15 protein-coding genes and 1 tRNA gene are annotated in these 15,718 nt (G+C 56.7%); 12 read left to right on the forward strand and 4 right to left on the reverse strand.

Features of this window, described 5'->3' with window-relative positions; translation table 11 throughout:
• Positions 1–41 precede the first annotated feature (41 nt).
• The 4 genes from COMA2_RS15450 (at position 42) to COMA2_RS15465 (ending at position 3,511) form a co-directional block, all read left to right on the forward strand.
• The gene (locus tag COMA2_RS15450; RefSeq protein WP_090900273.1) at positions 42–665 is read left to right on the forward strand and encodes a c-type cytochrome; all 624 of its coding nucleotides are present in this window, start codon (positions 42–44) and stop codon (positions 663–665) included.
• Between the two features lie 9 nt (positions 666–674).
• Entirely contained in the window at positions 675–1,391 is a 717-nt protein-coding gene (locus COMA2_RS15455; protein WP_090900279.1) for a c-type cytochrome, read from the forward strand.
• Positions 1,392–1,655: 264 nt separating this feature from the next.
• Positions 1,656–2,483, forward strand: a complete 828-nt coding sequence (locus tag COMA2_RS15460) for an ethylbenzene dehydrogenase-related protein (protein WP_090900282.1) — start codon at positions 1,656–1,658, stop codon at positions 2,481–2,483.
• 2 nt (positions 2,484–2,485) lie between these two features.
• Positions 2,486–3,511 carry a c-type cytochrome gene (locus COMA2_RS15465; RefSeq protein WP_090900285.1) on the forward strand — a complete coding sequence of 342 codons (1,026 nt, stop codon included), beginning with the start codon at positions 2,486–2,488 and terminating at the stop codon, positions 3,509–3,511.
• Here COMA2_RS15465 and ubiA read toward each other — a convergent pair.
• Positions 3,508–4,395, reverse strand: a complete 888-nt coding sequence (ubiA, locus tag COMA2_RS15470; RefSeq protein ID WP_090900288.1) for a 4-hydroxybenzoate octaprenyltransferase — start codon at positions 4,393–4,395, stop codon at positions 3,508–3,510. The genes COMA2_RS15465 and ubiA overlap by 4 nt on opposite strands.
• 85 nt (positions 4,396–4,480) lie before the next feature.
• Here ubiA and COMA2_RS15475 point away from each other — a divergent pair, with 85 nt between their 5' ends.
• From COMA2_RS15475 to COMA2_RS15510, 8 genes are all read left to right on the forward strand, one after another.
• Positions 4,481–6,511, forward strand: coding sequence for a hypothetical protein (locus COMA2_RS15475; RefSeq protein ID WP_090900291.1), 2,031 nt, complete (start codon positions 4,481–4,483; stop codon positions 6,509–6,511).
• A 93-nt stretch (positions 6,512–6,604) separates the two neighbouring features.
• Positions 6,605–6,680: transfer RNA gene (locus tag COMA2_RS15480), tRNA-Thr, on the forward strand.
• A 153-nt stretch (positions 6,681–6,833) separates the two neighbouring features.
• Complete coding sequence (locus COMA2_RS15485) at positions 6,834–7,205, forward strand: ArsR/SmtB family transcription factor (RefSeq protein WP_090900294.1); 372 nt, start codon at positions 6,834–6,836, stop codon at positions 7,203–7,205.
• A 141-nt stretch (positions 7,206–7,346) separates the two neighbouring features.
• A complete protein-coding gene (locus tag COMA2_RS15490) occupies positions 7,347–8,153 on the forward strand; it encodes a phosphate ABC transporter substrate-binding protein (protein WP_090900297.1) in 807 nt (268 codons plus the stop codon).
• A complete protein-coding gene (gene pstC / locus COMA2_RS15495; RefSeq protein ID WP_090900300.1) occupies positions 8,110–8,988 on the forward strand; it encodes a phosphate ABC transporter permease subunit PstC in 879 nt (292 codons plus the stop codon). The genes COMA2_RS15490 and pstC overlap by 44 nt, the downstream gene beginning before the upstream one ends.
• Complete coding sequence (pstA, locus tag COMA2_RS15500) at positions 8,981–9,844, forward strand: phosphate ABC transporter permease PstA (protein ID WP_090900304.1); 864 nt, start codon at positions 8,981–8,983, stop codon at positions 9,842–9,844. The genes pstC and pstA overlap by 8 nt, the downstream gene beginning before the upstream one ends.
• On the forward strand, positions 9,841–10,680 hold the full coding sequence (locus COMA2_RS15505) for a phosphate ABC transporter ATP-binding protein (protein WP_090900307.1): 840 nt from the start codon (positions 9,841–9,843) through the stop codon (positions 10,678–10,680). The genes pstA and COMA2_RS15505 overlap by 4 nt, the downstream gene beginning before the upstream one ends.
• A 386-nt stretch (positions 10,681–11,066) precedes the next feature.
• Positions 11,067–12,233, forward strand: coding sequence for an NAD(P)/FAD-dependent oxidoreductase (locus COMA2_RS15510; RefSeq protein ID WP_090900310.1), 1,167 nt, complete (start codon positions 11,067–11,069; stop codon positions 12,231–12,233).
• Positions 12,234–13,052: 819 nt separating this feature from the next.
• Here COMA2_RS15510 and COMA2_RS15520 read toward each other — a convergent pair.
• The 3 genes from COMA2_RS15520 to COMA2_RS15535 all read right to left on the reverse strand — a co-directional run bounded on the left by COMA2_RS15520 (position 13,053) and on the right by COMA2_RS15535 (position 15,689).
• Positions 13,053–13,322 carry a hypothetical protein gene (locus tag COMA2_RS15520; RefSeq protein WP_090900312.1) on the reverse strand — a complete coding sequence of 90 codons (270 nt, stop codon included), beginning with the start codon at positions 13,320–13,322 and terminating at the stop codon, positions 13,053–13,055.
• 61 nt (positions 13,323–13,383) lie between these two features.
• Positions 13,384–13,755, reverse strand: a complete 372-nt coding sequence (locus COMA2_RS15525) for a hypothetical protein (protein WP_090900315.1) — start codon at positions 13,753–13,755, stop codon at positions 13,384–13,386.
• Positions 13,756–14,969: 1,214 nt separating this feature from the next.
• Entirely contained in the window at positions 14,970–15,689 is a 720-nt protein-coding gene (locus COMA2_RS15535; protein WP_090900321.1) for a response regulator, read from the reverse strand.
• Between the last annotated feature and the right edge of the window lie 29 nt (positions 15,690–15,718).

Below are 15,718 nucleotides of genomic sequence, written 5' to 3' on the forward strand. Positions count from 1 at the left end.
TCAAGAAGACACCGCACGACACACGTACGAGTTGGAGAGCTATGAGTGAAGTCGCACAATTACAATTGATCGCACTGTCCATCATTGGGATCGGAATTCTGATCCTGTTGTTCATTAAGGCCGTGTTTATTAGGGTGACGGGGTTTGTCGCCATCGTATTGGGGTTGTTCTCGCTCATGTCACTCGCCGTTCCGCAGTTGGCGTCTCTCCCTCCGGCCGAGGAAAAGATCGACATCGCCAGCATCAAGACCCCGACGGACATCGCCGCCATCGGGCAAACGGTGTTCTTCAGCAAAGGCCAATGTGCGCTGTGTCATTCCATCGGCCCAAGTGAATCGGCCCGTTGCCCGGATTTGAAGGGAATCGGCGCCAAGCTGAGCAAGGATTTCCTCTATGAAAGCCTGACTGATCCTCAGGCGTTCGTGTATCAGGATTATCGTCATGGCGGCGTGCCGAAGGAATATCCAGCCACGATGCCCGCTATTAATAAGGATCCGATCGGGCTCTCGAAGAATGAAATCTTGGCCGTTATCGCGTTTCTGCAGCAAATGAGCGGGGAGCCGATCTCTGTCAGCACGTCGGAGCTCGAAATGCCGGGCCAGGCACCGCCGGCCCCGGTCAAAGCAGCCGCATCTGCTCCATTAGCCATTGCACAAGCGCACTAGGAGGAACATATGGGCGCGTTAGGGAAACCGATCATACTGATGGTAGCTATGTATGTGTTCCTGAAGTTCGTGCTGCCGAATATCCCAGGCTCAGCGCCCCTTCCCTCCAGCCTCATATTTCTGTATCTCCTGCTGACTGCGGCCGGCATCGTCATTTTTGAGACATTGAGCGGAGAATCAAAAGATGCCTTTTGGGGACCGATGCAACGGTTTCTGACCGGGGAGAATATCGGAGGGTTGACGGTGCTTCGCTATGGGGTTCTGGTTCTGTTTCCTCTGCTGGTAGGCTGGCAAACGTACGGCAGCACCGCCTCGAGTGATGCGCCGCCGGCGGAGAGTAGAACGATACATCCTGCGCCGCCCGGGGAGTATACGGGGCTGTCGAACCCTGTCCCGAAGACTCCGGAAAATATCATGCAGGGCAAAGGGTTTTATGCGGCTTTTTGCTCCCCTTGTCATGGTGGAAATTTTGACGGCAAAGGGCCTGCCGCAAGAGGGTATAATCCGCCGCCGGCCAATTTTGCCGATCCGACGACGATCGCCATGTTACAGGAAAGTTACCTCTTCTGGCGGATCAAGAAAGGCGGCGTCGGACTTCCGATCGAGGGCGCGCCATGGAAGTCCGCCATGCCTCGTTGGGAAGCGGAATTGCCGGACGAATGGATTTGGAAGATTATCCTGGGCGAATACGACGGAGCCCATCAGTCCCCACGAACATGGGAGTAAGGCAGAAAAGCAGTGTGGACAATCTAGCTGGCTACGGGAAAACTCGGTTGACATCCAAATGTGGCCGGAATTTCCGTACGGTGCTAATGCCAGAATAATTTCCGGCGGTCCGGCAAGGTCGCAGCGAGTGAAGGGGCGAGGCGTACCCTTCGGTACGTGGAGCCTCTGAGCCCGCATCGCCGACTTTGCGAGGCGTGCGATGCGAGAACGAAGCTGGCGGACTTTTTCAGCATCCTGCATTAGGTGTAGGAGAGCGAGGGTAGTATGAAACCGGCGACTCAGTTGATGAAGCAGGTTCTGCGGGGTGGAACGGCTGTGATCGCGGCCATGATCATTGGGGGTGTGCCGTTCAGCGTTGCGCAGGAGAGCGTGGCCGTTCGGGCGACACTTGTGACGGGTGGCCTGCCCCTTGACGATCCGAACGCTGCGGCTTGGAGCAGTGCGGTGCCTGCGACATTTCCGATGTCGCCGCAAGTGCATTGGCCGAACCGCATTCAGGAAGTCACCGTCAAGGACGTCTCGGTGCGCGCGTTGCACGACGGCAAACAAGTGGTTTTTCTTCTTGAGTATAGCGACCCCAGCCAGGATCCTGACGACGCCGCGGCGTTCGAGTTCATGGTAGGCGACAAAAAGGCCCACTTTGCCCATGGTCAGCCGATGCTCCAGGTGGAAGGCGGGCCGGTCAATATTTGGTTTTGGAAAAATAAGTCCGACAAGGCCACCGATATGACTGCCAAAGGCTTCGGCACCTTGAAGCCGCAAACGCATCAAGATGTGAAAGCGAAGGGGACGTACTCGAACGGAGCGTGGAAAGTGGTCTTTTCCAGAAATCTGTCGACCGACCATCCCGACGAGGATGTCCAAATTACGCCGGGCGAATTTATCAGCATCGCGTTTGCCGTATGGGATGGACGAAAAGATGCCGTCGGTGAGCTGGTTGAAAAGGGGTCTCAAAAAGCCGTCTCGTCCTGGTGGTATTTCAGAGCCGATGCCCCGCCGGACTACTCCGGCTATATGTACGCGGCCATCGCCGCTGCATTAGCCTTGGGATTTCAGTTTGTCCTGATCCGAAAACTCAAGAAAGGGCAGTGAGCATGAAGGCGCCAAGGCTGGGTCTCATAGGATTGGCGGTGGGTGTGATCGGAGGCGTGGCTTTGATCGCCGGTGGCTGCGCGAGCGAACAGGAAAAGCGAGGCCATGAACTCTATACCCATTATTGCAGCGATTGCCATGGCGAGAGCGGCAAGCAAAACGAAGGATTCAATTGGTCGTCCATGCCGGATCCAAAGCCGAAGGATCTCTCCAATAAGGGAGAAATGAGTACCTTCAAGGATGAGGAGCTCTTCGCGACCATCTCGCGGGACATGCTGGATACCAGCGAGGAAGGCGGCGATACGATCGGCGACGACGACTTTGCCGTGCCCACGATGCCGACATTCAAATATACGCTCTCTGAGGATGAAATTTGGGCGATCGTCGGGCATGTGCGTACGTTGCATGGCATGAAGATGGAGTTTAACGTCGCGGCGCGCAAGACCTCGCTTGAAGAAGGGTTGAAGACCGCGCAAGCCAAGTTTGAACAGGCCAAACAAGCCTATGAGGCGGCGGAGAAGAAAGCCAGCGACGAAGCGGAGCGGAAGAGTGAGCAGTTGAAGAAAGATGTCGATGTGGATGAGTCCGTCTATGCGGCTGAACAAGCGGCGATGGGGCAAGCCAAAAAAGAGATGGATGCCGCTCAGGTCGCCCTCAACAATTTTTCCACGAGACCGGGAAAGGGACTCAGTATATCTAGGCCGGATCTGACGACCAAGCCCGCAGACGTTGCAAAATTGGTCGATCGCGGCAAACGACTCTACGAAAATAAGTATGGCTGCAACGGTTGCCACAATGTCGGCGGTGAAGGCGGCAAGATCGGTCCTGTGTTGGATCGGGCTGGCTTTCGATTGAATGCCACGTGGGTGTATCGTTGGCTCAAGAATCCACAGGCGATGGATGCGCACACGCGGATGCCGGCCTTGGGTTTGAGTGATGCGGATGCCAAAGCCGTGACCATGTATGTGGCCACCTTGCGTGCACCGAAGGCGGAGCCCGTAGCCGAGAAGCCGGTCGAAAAACCTTAGCCCGTTCCCGCGAGAAGTCCGACGACAATCGCCACACCGACCCATACGTGTTGTTGGAACATGGCAAAGGCGTGGGTAGGGGTTATTGGCTTTCGGAGCCGCCTGATCTGGAGAAAGAAAAATACCGTCACGCCCAAAAGCGCTATGTAATATGGCCACCCTAGCTGAGCAAACCACCCTGCAGCGGTCAAGCACGCCAGCATGATACCGAACGCCAAGCCCACGCCTTGGTGAACTGAAGACCCGAAGTACAGGGCGGCGGACTTGACCCCAACGCGCCGATCATCCTCCTGGTCCTGGATCGCGTAGATCGTGTCATAGGCTACGGCCCAGGCCGCGGTTGCTCCAAAGAGACACCACGCCGGGGTGTCCAATTGCCCTTGCACCGCAGCCCAGGCCATGATCGTTCCCCAGCCGAACGCGAGGCCAAGCATGGCTTGCGGGATATGGATCCATCGTTTGGAGTATGGGTAGAGGGCGGCAAGAAAGACCGCGACCGGGGCGAGCCAGGTCACGATCGGCAGAAGGAAGAGCAGGAGGCTTGCCGCCATAACAAGCAGTACACTGAGCAGTATCAGCGCGTCGCGTCGCGATAATTCGCCGGAGGCCAACGGCCGCGTCTTGGTCCGGGCGACTTGTCGGTCGAACGTTTGATCGGCCAAATCGTTCATGATGACGCCGGCGCTTCGCATGAGGAACGATCCGCCGATGAAAATAATTAAGAGGCGGGGCGGCGGAATTCCTCGGGCGGCGAGCACGAGACTCCATAGCGTGGGTAGGAGTAAGAGATAGGTGCCGGTTTGGTTCGGCAGCCGGATCAATCGGGCAAGCGCAGACCAAAAAATACCCGAGGAGGCGGATGATGACGCGGCCGGACCTGACATGCCGCGACCTTAGCCCACGTGAAATGGGCTGTCAATGCGTCTCCCCCCGGTTGTGAGGCCAGTGTGAATTCGGTATAACCACAACGTGAACAAGCTACAACCCATACTGACGGTCTATTTCCTGCCCTGTCGACATGCGATTGCCTTCTGCGTGGTTTTGGCGGTTGCGTCGTCCGGGGGCGGCTGTTCGCTGCTCAAACGAGGGACGGAACCGGTCAGCGCTCAACCGATTCCACTGACGCCGGTGATCTGGTTCTCGCCTAGCGTGACCACGGCGGAGGTGTCCTACCACGATGGTTGTGGCGACAGGAGATCATTGGCCCTGGCTGACGCACTTGTCTCCTCCGTTCCAAAACAGTTGACGGGAGTCTTTACCGGCGTCCAGGCTCAGAGCCAAGCTGATGAACCCATCGCGTCAGACGGAGTGGTCGAGATCGGAGTGGGGGTGAGGAGGCTCGAGATCGCCGTCCCAAAGCAGAAGCCGGGAACCTATCCGGCAACGGCCACGGTGGGAATGGAAATGGTGTTTTTGGCGCGCGACGGAACGTTACTCTTCAGTAAGAAGTTGGAAGGTACCGGTCGCGGCACAGTAGCGGTCGGGGGACAGTCGTGTGACGTAGAGGGGGTGGAGAGCATTGTCCAGAACGCCATCGACTCGGCGACCCGCGGTTTGGCTCAACAGATCGCGCAATCGATGCAGATCAGGGAATACGCGGCTCAACAAAACACATGGGTCCCGGTGACGGCACGTCGACGCCCCTCCGTAGAGGCCTCAGCAGCGGGGGCCGGTACGTTACTCCCCACGGTGATTGAGACGGCGGACGATTCACCGAAGGTGGCTTCGACCACGACCGGTGAGCCGGCCCAGCTCAGTTTTCGTGCCATCGTCCGAGATGAAAACCGTGACCAATTTCTCCAACCGGATGAATCCATCACGATCGAAATTGAAGTGAAGAACGAAGGCCCGGGAACAGCGCAAGATGTGACGCTGATGGCGGAAGGAAAAGCCGAGTTGGCGGCCTTGTTTCCCTCCGAAGTCCACCTCGGCCTACTCCAACCGGGCGAAATCAAGCACACCTCGATTACACAACGGGTGACCGCCTCCCAAGAAGCTCTGTATGGAGAATTGACCCTGAACTTGCGGACGATGAGTCCGGTCATGTCCAGTCCCCCCCCCAAGGTCTTTCATTTCGCGGCCAAACCCAAGGGCATCGAGCCGGCCTTGGTTCCGGATGTCGATAACCTGCCGAATGCTCTGGCGGCGTTTCATCAGCCGAAGGCCGTCATTATTTCGATCGGCGTCGGGACGTTTCGAGATGAACTGGTGCCGACCGTCAAGTATGCCCGCCACGATGCGGAAGTCATGGCCGAATATCTCCGTATCATCGGCGGTGTCCCAGGCGAGCGCATCCGCATACTCCTCGACCGACAGGCTCTCGAACGGGATTTGGAAGACACCTTCGAGCGATGGCTTCGAAAGCGGGCGGATCGGGAGACCGTTGTGTATGTATTTTTTGCAGGCCGAGCACTCGTCGACGGCGGGACGGGCGCGATCTCGCTCGTGCCGTATGATGGCGCATTTTCCGAAGCGAAGCAGCTGTATCCCCTCGCCCGCCTTCAGGAAGCGCTCTCGCGACTGCCGATCCGCCGGGCGATTCTGATGTTCGATGTCTCGATGGACCCGTCTCCGGGCGCCGGCATCCCCGCGCCTGCCTGGGAATCCTCTGTCAGCGAAGCAAGGAAAGATGTGGAGATGTGGATGGTGGGCAATCGAAGTCTGCAAGAAGCTCATGCGTACGACGAAGGCAATCACGGATTGTTTACCTATCATCTGCTAAGAGGGCTGCAGGGCATGGCTGATGTGGATCGAGATGGAACGGTTATCGCCGGCGAACTCTGTACATATGCCCGTGGGCAGGCGGCGCTGGTCGCCCGTGAACAGTTCAGGAACAAACAAGACGCGCTCTGTTTGCCCGCGACCGGGCGGGGAGGCATGGTGCGAATCCATCCGGTGGCGAGGGGCCATAACCCCAAGCCGGTTCCGGTACAGAAACCCGCACCCCTTCCTACCGATCCATCCGCAGCAGCCCCCAATCCGATGCAGATTGGTCCATAAGGGTAGGTGAGGCTACTACTTGATTGACAGGCTCGCCGGTGGTCGTTATCATGCCGGACTGAGATTCAGTCCCCCCTTCTGTCTCACCCAGGTGCCGGCGTAGCTCAGTTGGTAGAGCAGCGGTTTCGTAAACCGCAGGTCGCCCGTTCAATCCGGGTCGCCGGCTCCAGCATTTCAACAACTTAGAGAAACCTTACCAGCCAACCTGATCCCGTCCCGTCTCTCTTCGGCATTGACTCGACTTCGTACGTCTGATATATGGAGCAATCTATATATATGCATGTAGTGCAAGCACGGATGTCCGACGAGACGACGAGTTAGCATGACAAAACTGATCCTCACGGGAGGGCAATGTGCGGACGTCATGCGGGCGTTGGGGGATGAGACTCGCCTGAGGATTATGGAATCGCTTCTCAAAGAGGAAAAATGCGTGAGCGAGTTGGTCGTGGAGATGGGCAAGCAGCAGCCACATGTGTCGCATCATTTGCGTATCTTGCGTGATGCGGGGTTGGTCGAAGGGGTTCGCGAAGGACAGCGTGTCTGCTATCGGGTGTCTCCGTCTATCCAGCGCCATCACAGAGAAAGCAGGCAACCGACCCTTGAGCTGGGCTGTTGCCGTATCAGCTTTTCGCACGGGGTTCTCGCCTCTCGGATCCAAACCAAAGCGATTCTACTTGGCACAAGGAATTCATGAGCGTCTGGCCTCATCGCGATTGTATCGCCCCAAACCTAACCGCGCACAGGATCTAGCGCCGAGTCTCTACATCGTTGCTGTCCATATCGCATGAAATGCTCTTGTGATCTCACGACACGGAAGGTGATCAGGGCAGTGCTGATGGTCATCCTGCTGAGTGTGAATGTACTGGTCGGAGGCCAAGCTATTGCTACCGACCAACTGACCGGGAAGCTTGTCGTGACCGGCGCGAGCACCCTAGCCCCGCTGATTGCTGAAATCGGCAAACGATTCGAGAATCTTCACCCCAGAGTGCGCATTGACGTACAAAGCGGAGGCTCGTCGCGTGGCGTTGCCGACGCGCGTCAAGGGCTCGCCGATATCGGCATGGTCTCCCGCGCGATGAAAGATGAAGAAAAGGATCTGTACGCGTTTCCCGTCGCCCGCGACGGCGTGGGGATCATTCTCCATAACGGCAATCCCGTTCAGGTGCTCGCTGATGAGCAGGTGGTCGCGATCTACAGGGGTAAGATCACCAATTGGAAGGATGTCGGCGGGAAAGACGCTTCCATTACCGTCGTGAATAAAGCCGAGGGGCGGTCTACGCTGGAAGTGTTCTTGCACTACTTCAAGCTGAAAAATACGGACGTCAAAGCGCAGGTGGTCATCGGTGACAATGAGCAGGGCATCAAGACCGTCGCGGGGAATCGTCATGCAATCGGATACGTTTCCATCGGGACCGCTGAACATGACGAATCACAAAGTGTGCCGATTAAACTCCTTCCGATCGGAGGAATCCCTGCCTCCACTGAGAATGTTCGGAATGGAACCTTTCCCGTTTCCCGCACATTGCACATTATAACCCGCACTCCACCGACCGGATTGGCCAAAGCCTTTATCGATTACACCCGATCCAAAGCCGTGCATGACATCATCCAACAGCAATACTTTGTGCCGCTGGTCGACTGACGATCTTCTGTGCTGGCTCTTGCGCGGCCTCGCGGCCATCGCCGGCACAATCGTCATGCTCATCGTAGTCTTCCTGATCGTGGAAGGCCTTCCTGTCCTTTACCACGTCGGGTTACTTCGATTCTTCACCGATCCTTCGTGGCACCCAGCCGAGGGATTTTACAACCTCACCCCGATGTTGTGGGGGACGCTGTTCGCCATGACCGGTTCCGTATTGATCGCCACGCCGTTGGGTATTCTCTCCGCCGTATTTTGCCATTACTATGCGCCGATCGGTCTGGCGCGACTCTATCGGGGCCTGATTGAGCTGCTTGCCGGTATACCTTCCGTGGTCTATGGATTCTGGGGGCTCGTGGTGCTGGTCCCGTTGATCGGAGAAATGCAACCGCCCGGGCCCAGTCTCTTAGCCGGCATCCTGATCCTCGCGATCATGATCCTTCCCACCATCGCCTTGATGGCCGATGCCAGTCTTGCCAATGTGCCTCAACAATACCTACGCGGGGCTGCAGCATTGGGGCTTCCGCGATGGGCGACAATTCGAGGCGTTGTATTGCCGGCGGCAAGATCGGGATTGTTCACCGGAGTCATCCTTGAAACCGGGAGAGCCATCGGCGAGACGATGGCGATTTTGATGGTCTGTGGGAACGTGGTCCAAACGCCTTCCAGCGTTTTCGATCCGATCCGGACGCTGACCGCCAACATCGCCCTGGAAATGGCCTATGCCCTCGGCGACCATCGTGCCGCGTTATTCGTCAGCGGCCTCGTGTTGATGGCCATGATCGTGGCTCTTGCGGCCTCGGCGGAATGGGTCAGTCGCGGGAGGATCTATGGCTGAGGTCCTGAGCCGATCACGGAATCCCCGTGAATGGCTTGCATCGGCCTGCGTGTGGGGAGCCGCAGCGTTCGTGACCGCCGCATTCTGCTGGCTGTTGGGGGACATCGTGTGGCATGGACTGAGTCATGTCTCCTGGATGTTTCTGACCGCCCCTCCGGAGAATGCAGGACGCCGAGGCGGGATCGGCCCTATTCTGGTCTCAACATCCTTGATTTTGGCTGTTTGTCTCGCCGTATCCCTCCCGATCGGGATCGGCACCGCCGTTCTCCTCGCCGAATATACATCGGGCCAAAACCTGTTCGGACGGATGACTCGCCGCAGCCTTGATGTCTTGGCCGGTGTGCCGTCCATTGTCTTCGGCCTGTTCGGCAACGCGTTCTTTTGCAAAACGCTGGGGCTCGGCTTTTCGATCCTCTCCGGCGGGCTGACTCTGGCCTGCATGGTGCTGCCGATCCTGATCCGATCAACGGAAGAAGGGTTTCGCGCCGTGCCGGCCGGTTACCGGCTGTCCGCCGCAGCATTGGGACTGTCGCGCGCCACGACCCTTCTTCATCTATTGCTGCCGGCAGCGGCGCCAGGCCTTTTGGTGGGTCTGGTCCTGGGAGTCGGCCGCGCGATTGCCGAGACAGCTGCGCTCATTTTCACCAGCGGCTATGTAGATCGGATGCCGGAGTCGCTGCTCGATTCCGGTCGCGCATTGTCTATCCACATCTTCGACCTCTCCATGAATGTGTCCGGAGGAGACGCGAATGCCTATGCCTCAGCGCTGGTCTTGGTCGTCTTGTTGCTCGCCATCAACGGTACCGCCTCCTGGCTGACAACATACGGGCTCCACCGAAAGGTCGTGACGGTATGACGCCGGTCGAACCCATCACAGGACGACGCCCCCGACCTCCGCTCGACAATCGATCTGCTTGCTGTGAGCCTCAACCATTCATTGAAATCGATCGGCTCAGCTTGCACTACGGGGAAACACCGGCGTTTCAGGATGTGACCTTGTCGATCAACAAGGGATGCATTACGGCTCTCGTGGGACCGTCCGGCTGCGGAAAGACCAGCTTCCTCACCTGCCTAAACCGTCTCACCAATCTGATCGTCGGGTGTCGTGTTTCGGGGCGGATCACAATCGATACTCTCGATGTGTTGGCACCAAGCACGAATGTGATCCAGCTTCGCCGCCGCATCGGCATGATTTTCCAAAAGCCGAATCCATTTCCTTTCTCGATCCGAAAGAACATGGAATTGCCTCTGCGCGAGCACGGGTTCCGAGATCGGAAAGAGATCGCCGGCATTATCGAGACAGGACTGCGTGACGTGGGCCTGTGGGACGAGGTCAAGGACCGCTTGGACTCGCCGGCATTGGCGCTTTCTGGTGGCCAACAGCAGCGGCTGTGCATGGCCCGAGCACTGGTCCTTTCGCCAGAAGTACTCCTAATGGATGAACCATGCAGCGCACTCGACCCGATCTCCAGCGGCGTCGTCGAGGACTTGATCCTGAGCTTGAAGGGCCGCTATACCGTGTTGATTGTGACTCATAATCTTGCGCAAGCTCGACGCATCGCAGATTATGCCGCGTTGCTTTGGGTGCAGGACGGAGCAGGGAGGCTGATTGAAGCGGGGATAGCAACACAGATATTCGAGGCCCCGCGTGAACCGCTGACTGCTGCCTATGTCAGTGGGATGCGAGGATAATATGATTGCCGCTCGCGCTGTGAAGAATCGGATATGACCCACGACCGGGATTTCTGGACAAGGGGAAAGGCTCCAAGGGCTCTGAAACCATTTTCACATAGGTCTTTGCGTAACGATGCCGGTGTTGTCACCTGCGAGCAGGGGAAGTCAGGACAACTGAGCATCGGTCAATCTTTAGGCCCAAGAGTATCAAGTCCTTTCGGAATACGAGAACAACGGGGCAACCATTTAAACACCGAGTCTTTCGCATCCTGTCGGATTCGAGGCGGGCGCAGATGTGTCGAGGCCGCTGATCGTTACCAATCTTTGCGGATCACGAGGCCGTCCGGGTGGTTCCCTCGAGGTGCAGAGGTAACGCGGCATAAACAGAAAAGATAGGGAATACAATGACGAGAACAATCATCATCGTTGGCGCCTCGTTTGCTGGAATCAAAGCGGCGTGGGACCTGCGCCATCTTCTCGATGAGAAGCATCGAATTCTCATTATTTCCGACAAACCCCGGACTACATTTCGAGCCTCGTTTCCCCGGGTGTTGTTTGAAAATCTCGACCTTGAGAAGATCACCATGAATCTTGCCGAAAATTTCAAGGCTACCGGCATTGAGTTCATCTGTGACCCCATGATTTCCGTAGACCAGCACAACGATGAAATTGTGTGTCAGAGCGGGCGTCGCCATTTCGATTACCTCATCTTGGCGACAGGCGCACGTCATGCCTATGAAGTCCTACCCGGATCACGCGAGTTTGCCTATTCGGTGTGCGATCCAGGAAGAATCCTTGAAACGCGGGAAGCTCTGCTGAAGTTTCAAGGCGGAGAGTTCTTCTGTGGGGTGGGCGCAGGTTATACACCCTGCGATGGTCCACCGATGGAGGTCCTCATGGATCTCGATCACCGATTGCGCATGATAGGTGTTCGAGAGAATGCGCGTCTTCACCTGATCAGCGATAAGGAATGTCTTTTGCCCCCAGGCGGTCCGGAGGTTTGGAAATACCTGGAAGATCTCTTCGAAAAGCGCGGGATCATCGTCCATCTGGAAGTTGGTCTTGTACGAATGGATGCAAAGACGCTCTATTTTAATGATCGGAGTGCTCTGCCCTATGACTTATGTGTCCTGGTGCCACCGTATCGAGGAATCAAGGCGCTGGAAAATTCCGGCCTGACAGACGAACGAGGATTCGTCCCCGCAGACTGGAACACATGGCGCGCTGACCAATCAATCCACCGGAACATTTATGCGGTCGGGGATTGCATCGGCAATCCCGGTCCCCGGCAGGGGCATCTGGCCCTGATGCAGGCGACGGTCGCGGCTGAGCATGTCGCTTGGAGGATCAACCGGAAAGGCTCGGTGAGGGCATATCTGCCGGAGTTTCGTTGCGTGATGGATCAGGGGGGTGGGAATGGTCTGTATCTCTATTCGCAATACATGTCGGACGGCGATGTGTTGGAAATCAAACTAGGAACCGAACCATATGCGTCAAAAATCCGCTTCGAAGAGATTTTCTTGGAAAAGAGGGGTGACATCGGCGAACTTCATCATCAAATGGTCAAATAACTCCGTATGCAAACATGGATCTGTCTCTTTCCGACTGGTCAGCCATTCGAACCATCAGCGCGGGCTGTGCGACGGCGGATAACCATCTCCATGCTTCTCGTTTCAGATGACTTTGTCGGTTCCCTACAAACCGCAACGGCGAAGTCAAGCAGGACTGCGGAGCGAGTGAGCTCCGCAGTCCCCCGGTGAAGGAGGTCTGTTTCGGCGGGTAACGCTCAATAAATGAAAGGAACCATCCCTGCAAAGCTGTGGAGCTATAATTGGGAATTGCAAACCGGTCATCGCTCATCTGATGCTATAGATGAAGCAATAGATCGTCAGCAATGAACGGATTGCACGAGTGAAGCTACCTGCCCTTTAGGTAAACGATCACTCCGCCGATGCCGAGCGCTACAATGACGAATGCGAAGGTGAGTGTATTGACGTCCATGATTTCTCCTTGTCTCGTGGGATATTACGTCATCGACATGTCGACTCCATATGGAGCCACACAGTCCGTACGAATGAGGCACTAGTCCGGAACATACGGTTCAATTCGGTGAGCGACATCGGCAGGCATCGCCGAGGAAAATTACGCCGCGTACAGGCACGGTCCATCAATAGAGCGGAGCTTGAGGCCCCCATTGCAGTCCGGCAAGATCCGGGTCTTCGCCCTCTTGCGACGGACGATTGATCTTGGCGGACTTTCGTTGGACACGGCGCTCTTCCTTGTCCCGTTGCTTCTGCAGCCGTGCTTTTTCACGGTCCCGCTTTGCCGGTGTGGTTTTGCCTGTTCCTCCGATGATGCCCTCCTTTCAGGAACGATACGTCCCTGTTAAGCTACTGCGAAGCGGCGCCCCGCTTGCGGGTAACCGCCGACGCTTTCGATCCAGGTTTTTGGCGCCCTTCCTTCTCGCGAGAGCGGGAGAGCGTATCGGGGCTCAATCCCTGACTCGCGGCTGAAGTGATCTGGCGGCGGATGTCCTCGATCGACGGCGCCAATGATGACTGCGCCGGATCTTGGAGCCCCAGCATCTCCCAACGGACCTTGGTTCGAAGAATGGCTCGCTTCCGTCGGTGTGGGGCTTTGGTCCCCCATGATGTATTCATGGCTTCTCCATCGTCTAAGATTGAAACGTATGAAACAGGCGGTAGGATTTCCGCCGTTCACTCACCGCGACTTCTCGATAGATGCAGGCACTTTGCCCGTAGTCGTCACGAACCGATCTTCCTGAAAAACTGCTCGGAGTCGGTTGGTCACCGACTGCCGATAAAGTTCGGATTCACGCGCGAGAAGAACCATATTTTTGCTGTCGACCAGGATATTGAGGTGATCCTCCGAGACGAGCAGCCGCGTACTGTCGCCCACATTCACGCGATACTGCGTTTTGCCGTCCGGGTTCCGTTCCGATCCGGATACGATCTCCGTCAAGCCGTCAATGACCCCTTCATAAGCCTCCGAGCGATGACGCACTTTCGTGCCGTCGGGGATGCGGACCCAACGCTCAACGGATGTCGGTTGGTTTGTTTTGGCGGCACTCATGGGCGGTCACTTTGATTGCGGGTGTTCATCTGTGTAGTCTCCTTGATGCGAGGGCATCAGTGCACGAGTTGGTCCTGTGCGGCTTGCACCGGCTTCCATTATTCATCTGACGGTGATCGCGACGGCGTCGATGTCGGAGCCTTCGTCACGCCCACTAACGGCTTATACACCATGACCGTTGCCGTTAAGCTTGTTGTAGACTGATCATTGCAATCGCGCAGAAACTGAACAAGGAGGGAAGGCGCGAGGATCAGAACTCCTATGGATTTAGTCTACCATATGCCGATCTGGATTGCGAATCCTGCCGTTCTCGACCGACGCCTCGGCGCTGAGGCTTATCGGATGCCGGCTCGATGTGCCGGCTGAGGGATAAATCGGGACGTGGCAGCCATCAAGGTTCATATTGGCGCGCGATGAATGAGTTCCCTACGCCGTTGATGTGGGCTACGGTCACACTGGTTGAGAATTTGTCCAAGAAGGTGCGCCGTCGTCCGGATAATCGGCTCTGGCCCTCTCCTAGATGGTTCGCGCGCGCGCTTCCGGTGGTATGCAACGATAGGTCATGATCGCTCTGACGATTGCGGCCCATGCCAGATCAAGTATGGCGGTTTCTTCATAAATTCGGCTGCGCTCGGGTAGAGCCGGAGGGTGTAACTATAGGCCTGTTCTTGGGCGGTTAAACAGGTCGATGCAGAGAGGAAATGGCTGGCAACGTTGCGGAAGGCTGTGCGATCCCCATCCTCTAGGACTGTATAGACTGAGCAAGAGAAATGACCTTCCTTCGAACATTCCGTGCTGATGGCCAAAAACGATCCATCAGAAAATGTCATCAGGGGTTGTAGATTCAGACGGCTCATCGGGACTCCTTCCGTTTCACAGTAAGGACAGGGGAGTACTGAGATGCGGGTGTATGGACCTGTTCCGGTTAGGCAGGACCGCAACCGGGTGGTCGGTCATACGCATACAGCTGGAACCGTTGCCACTCGCCGGCTGGTGAACGGTACCGGTCAAGGTATCGTTCGCGCGAATGCAGCCTTGGACGGGAGGCGCGAAGGACGGGATGTGCGTCGGTTAAGAATACCATATCGGCAGCCATGATTGCGAATCGATACAGGGTGGGCGGAAAAGGAAAGGTCGAGCGAAAGAAACTCTTAGCAGGCTGCGAGTACGGCCTAACCGATTGGGTGAGAGCGAAGGCCCGAGAAAAATACGAGTCACTGAGTCTGGAGGTAGGTGAGAATGGCTTCGACACGTCCGTCGACGGAAAGTTTCTGATAAATATGATGCAGGTGTGTTTTCACGGTATCGATCGACACGCACAGTTGTTCGGCGATTTCTTTGTTGCTTCGGCCGGCTGCGGCGCAGGCTAATATTTCTCGTTCTCGCTCAGTCAGGCTAGAGAGCAGGGTGATGTGGTGCTCATGGGTTTGCCTGAGTGCGCCGGGAACGTTGTGAACGAAACCGTCCGGCCTGGTCGGTGACAGGATATGCTCTCCTCGAGCGATGGTCCTTATGATGCGGAGGAAGTCGGTCTGGTCGGTGTCCTTCAGCACATAGCCTGAGGCCCCAGCCTGCATGGCAGCCACGATCCGTGTGTCCTCATCATACCGGGCCAAGAGTAATACTCTCGTATCGGGTATGTGCCGGCGGATGAGTTTAGTGACCGCTTCCACATCGAGATCCAGCATGTCGACGTCCAGAAGGACAATATCGGGTTTGTGTTCCATCGCCAATCGATAGGCCTCGCGCCCGTTCGTCGCTTCCACGACAGCGTCGACGTCCCGCTCTCGTTCCAAGAGCAGCCGCAGGCTCTGTCGGAACAATCGCTGTGCTTCGACGATGAGCAGTTGGATGGATGTGGGGCGCACCCCACGATCGACTCGATAAGTTGCGTTTCTCGTGCGTCGGTTGGACGTTGATAATTCTTCTTTCATCCGATAGACCTCACCGATACCTCATGACG

Origin of the sequence: Candidatus Nitrospira nitrificans, assembly GCF_001458775.1 — a bacterium.
GTDB classification, from domain to species: domain Bacteria; phylum Nitrospirota; class Nitrospiria; order Nitrospirales; family Nitrospiraceae; genus Nitrospira_D; species Nitrospira_D nitrificans.

Bases quoted from the DNA above. Each gene is read 5' to 3' on its own strand.
- COMA2_RS15450 (WP_090900273.1), top strand. From the start codon at position 42: ATGAGTGAAGTCGCACAATTACAATTGATCGCACTGTCCATCATTGGG.
- COMA2_RS15455 (WP_090900279.1), top strand. From the start codon at position 675: ATGGGCGCGTTAGGGAAACCGATCATACTGATGGTAGCTATGTATGTG.
- COMA2_RS15460 (WP_090900282.1), top strand. From the start codon at position 1,656: ATGAAACCGGCGACTCAGTTGATGAAGCAGGTTCTGCGGGGTGGAACG.
- COMA2_RS15465 (WP_090900285.1), top strand. From the start codon at position 2,486: ATGAAGGCGCCAAGGCTGGGTCTCATAGGATTGGCGGTGGGTGTGATC.
- ubiA (WP_090900288.1), bottom strand. From the start codon at position 4,395: ATGTCAGGTCCGGCCGCGTCATCATCCGCCTCCTCGGGTATTTTTTGG.
- COMA2_RS15485 (WP_090900294.1), top strand. From the start codon at position 6,834: ATGACAAAACTGATCCTCACGGGAGGGCAATGTGCGGACGTCATGCGG.
- COMA2_RS15490 (WP_090900297.1), top strand. From the start codon at position 7,347: ATGGTCATCCTGCTGAGTGTGAATGTACTGGTCGGAGGCCAAGCTATT.
- pstC (WP_090900300.1), top strand. From the start codon at position 8,110: ATGACATCATCCAACAGCAATACTTTGTGCCGCTGGTCGACTGACGAT.
- pstA (WP_090900304.1), top strand. From the start codon at position 8,981: ATGGCTGAGGTCCTGAGCCGATCACGGAATCCCCGTGAATGGCTTGCA.
- COMA2_RS15505 (WP_090900307.1), top strand. From the start codon at position 9,841: ATGACGCCGGTCGAACCCATCACAGGACGACGCCCCCGACCTCCGCTC.
- COMA2_RS15510 (WP_090900310.1), top strand. From the start codon at position 11,067: ATGACGAGAACAATCATCATCGTTGGCGCCTCGTTTGCTGGAATCAAA.
- COMA2_RS15520 (WP_090900312.1), bottom strand. From the start codon at position 13,322: ATGAATACATCATGGGGGACCAAAGCCCCACACCGACGGAAGCGAGCC.
- COMA2_RS15525 (WP_090900315.1), bottom strand. From the start codon at position 13,755: ATGAGTGCCGCCAAAACAAACCAACCGACATCCGTTGAGCGTTGGGTC.
- COMA2_RS15535 (WP_090900321.1), bottom strand. From the start codon at position 15,689: ATGAAAGAAGAATTATCAACGTCCAACCGACGCACGAGAAACGCAACT.